Below are 3385 nucleotides of genomic sequence, written 5' to 3'. Positions count from 1 at the left end.
AGTTCGGAGGAGGCCTAACTGGCCGCAGTTGGTCCATCTTCTGCAACTCGGAGATCGCCCAAACCTACGGTGATGTATCGACCTTAGCAGCGTCGACTGCGGATTTAGAACACGCTTAGCCTCGCATGACGTCGAGACCTGTCTCCCGCTACTGGGAGAGCACCTCCGGTTATGGCTTAGTTTCTTCTTTGCCTTCCGACTTTGACTTGGGGTCGGTAGCGGGTTCGTCAGCATCGTCTTCTTCTGCCGTGTATTTCTTTTGTAACGAGGAAGGCAGATTGTCCCAAACAACGGACGGAACAAACATCGACTCATCAACGTCCGTTTCCACTACGGTTCCGTCGGCCCTAAACTCAAACAGCTTGAAGTATTGAATATCACTTCCGTAGCCCCACAGCCTTGAGGGAGTCTCCCAATACAGGAACCATCGCATCGCAGACCAACCAATGGAATCGCTTGCAAGTTTGTTACCACTGGCGGCATCGAACACCTCAAAATCCACAAGATCCCCATCACGCCGAATCACTTCCAACCGCTTGGTGCCATCTGGGGACATGGAAGAGCCAAAATCCCTGACCAGAGGACCGGACCGCAGCACATGAATCTCGACGCGAGATTCCGCCTTCCCCTCCTTATCCTTGAGATGAATGACCCGAATATCGACGCCGGGAATCTTGGCATTCTCGTATACGGAAAGATTGGCCTCTGCATTTGCAATCTGGCCCATGCTGGCTGCGAGGCTCATCTCCTCTGGATTGAGTGTTCGCTTACGCCATCCCGCTCCGAGGAAATTGCTCAGCTTGATGGAGAAATCCCCAGTGTTAAGAGCTGTCTTAAAACTAAAAGTCTCTTGGCCTTTGATCTTCAGCTTGCCTACCAGATTTACATCCGGCATACCTTTCGAGAAATCCGGAACGGCCGACTTTCGATCTCCGAGATCCGAATATGGCGGTCTAGCATCTTCAGCTATCGTAGCGCCCGCTGAGATCAGCATTGTGACCACGGTCAAGATTGCGAGTTTCATGTTTCTCCCTTTTTGTCATATAGAACAAGAATTCTGCGGCACAGCGCAGCATAGTATCTCACGGACGGTGTTGTTTTATGTACGGACGTATATCGCAAGCGTTCACAACTCTGCTCCCCTACGGAACTTCTATCATGGCAGCAGCTTATCGCCGCAGACTGTTGATCTTGCCAATTATTTAGCGGTTCGGTGTATCGAATAAACAGCCATTGTCATCAAGATGTAAAACGCCCAAGCTTCGCACGCTATCCTGTTTCGGTGACTCGTTACAAGAACTGTGATTGTTGAGTAAAAGCTGTATCATTTCAAAGCACAATAGGAAACTGAAGGTCCAAAGAAAGTTAGGGTGCAGCGGTTAGCTAACGAGGCAGTGTTCTTAGTTTGTATCAGCTAGTCATTGACCCAAAACCAGCCATTCTCGCTGTCGAAACATATCGAGGAGTTCGACTGCAATGGCCGGCTGAGAAACAACGAGTACGTTCGTCTGTCGCCGACTGGATGAAAGAGTATTTGCTGGTCGACATCCCAAGTTTTCGAAAGCTCGGTGTACTTATCCTGCGAGGGTAGTTCATCGTGATTAGCAAGATAGAGTTCCAGCTGCGAGTCGATCGCCTCGACATTCTCTTCAAAACGGTATTCTTCGATGAAAAAAGGCAGTTCGATGGCCAGCAAGACAAATAGTGGTACTGTCGCTGTGAGAAGCAGTTGTTGCCGACGCTGTAGCATCGTGAGAAGGTAGACGGTTAATGCCGCAAAGATTGCGAGTACGAAGTAAGCCACAGGCTGCACGGTGCTGTAGCTTGGATCACCCGGGTGCAATGCTTCGACAGCGGTCGCCGGAGGTAAATCGAGGGATATCGCTGGCTGGGCGCTTTCCGATCCGACGGCCAGCGCCAGCATAACGAAGGCGAACGCTACCACAGTCGAGATGAAACTGAACATCCAGTTCTTTCGCCACACAATACCCGGCCAGGTCAGCAGGAAAATCGGTAGAAAGATGCTCGTGATGGCGACAATCCGCAGCGTGGAAAATCCCCATTCCGTCGAACGGATATTCCAGGTGACCCAAAGCGAGAGCAGCACCAATAAACCGCTGAGTAGATAACGCGTGTAAATGAACGCGGGAGTACCCCAAGGCGGCACAGTACTACGAATGCTATTGGCCAATTCACGCGGTGTGCCGAGTTCTTCCAGTATTCGCTTTACCGCATCTTCTTCCGTTTGCCCCTCGGACGTTTGCGCGGCGATGCGTGTTACTACGTCCGCGCGAACCTCGTCGACGATGGTTCGTGTATGCGGTTCAGAAAGATTGAGCGAGGCTTCCAGTTCTTCAAAATACTGATGCAGTCTTTCAGAAATTAAGTTAGCCATTGGAGCAGTCTTTCATAATCGCGTTGATCGACTTGGTAAATCGCTGCCACTGCCCGGCACGTTGCTGTTGTATGCGTTTGCCCTCCGCAGTGAGTCTGTAAACTTTGCGTTTTTTGCCGCTTGGTGGCTCTTGCCATTTTGCCGTAATCCAACCTTCTCGCTCGAGGCGATAGAGCAGCGGATAAAGCGTGCCCTGTTTGATGCGAAACTGCCCGTCGCCAAGGTCGCCCATGGAAACGAGAATGTCGTAGCCGTGCATCGGTTTCTCGCCAAGTAGGGTGAGAATTACCATGTCGGCACAGCTTCGCACGAGGTCGGAAGAAAACTCTTTACTTGCCATGTCTCGTATATTATGTTACACAAGGTATGTATGTCAAGTTAGTTTTAGTCGATGCCAGAACATCACTGACCAATTGCAAATGCATCGGTGGGTTGCTCTACGTTCTAACACCTGCTCAAAAGTCAGTTTCATGCATAAGTCGGCCAACAAATCTTCGGAGGTCTCATACTAACCAAGACCAAAGAAGTAGCCGGATCTTTGGATTTAAGCGACCTCGGCGAAACCACAGATTGCAACAGCCAAGTCACCTCTCGCAATTTGGCCAGTCTCGAACTGCAGGTGGTTGCATCGTCCGACCGCTGGAAGAGATTTTTCTAAGGCGCAGAGGTGTCCGATCTCGGACAGGACCTCTGCAAGTTCGTCAGAGGCGCAACTTGCTGGTGTTGGACCATCTTCGTTCAGTTCGCAAGATCCCGAACTGGCAGCGGTGTGACGACGAATGGCATCTATGAGGAAGCCTTTGTCAAGAGACTTGTGGAATGATTTTGCGGGGGCTCCAAGCATCTATTCGGTATCACGAGCAGGTCGATGTGATCTACTTCGGCACCATTAATCGTATTACGGTCGATCCCATTCACTTAGACGGCTTCAAGAGCCATGCCATTCGCCGGGATTCGGCCTTGGCACCCCACAAGAATCTTAACGCATGG

3 protein-coding genes are annotated in these 3385 nt (G+C 50.8%); all 3 read right to left on the bottom strand.

Translation table 11 applies throughout. The features are described from left to right. Nucleotides 1-169: 169 nt before the first annotated feature. Nucleotides 170-1024, bottom strand: a complete 855-nt coding sequence (locus NG895_RS09030) for a hypothetical protein (protein ID WP_252852157.1) — start codon at nt 1022-1024, stop codon at nt 170-172. 390 nt (nt 1025-1414) lie between these two features. Further along, on the bottom strand, nt 1415-2395 hold the full coding sequence (locus NG895_RS09025; protein WP_252852156.1) for an HAAS signaling domain-containing protein: 981 nt from the start codon (nt 2393-2395) through the stop codon (nt 1415-1417). Next, complete coding sequence (locus tag NG895_RS09020; protein WP_252852155.1) at nt 2388-2735, bottom strand: PadR family transcriptional regulator; 348 nt, start codon at nt 2733-2735, stop codon at nt 2388-2390. Before NG895_RS09020 ends, NG895_RS09025 begins: the two co-directional genes overlap by 8 nt. Nucleotides 2736-3385: the final 650 nt, after the last annotated feature.

Origin of the sequence: Aeoliella straminimaris (assembly GCF_024054565.1) — a bacterium.
Classification (GTDB): domain Bacteria; phylum Planctomycetota; class Planctomycetia; order Pirellulales; family Lacipirellulaceae; genus Aeoliella; species Aeoliella straminimaris.
Note: the sequence above shows the minus strand (reverse complement) of the source record. Positions and strands in the feature narration are given on the sequence as shown.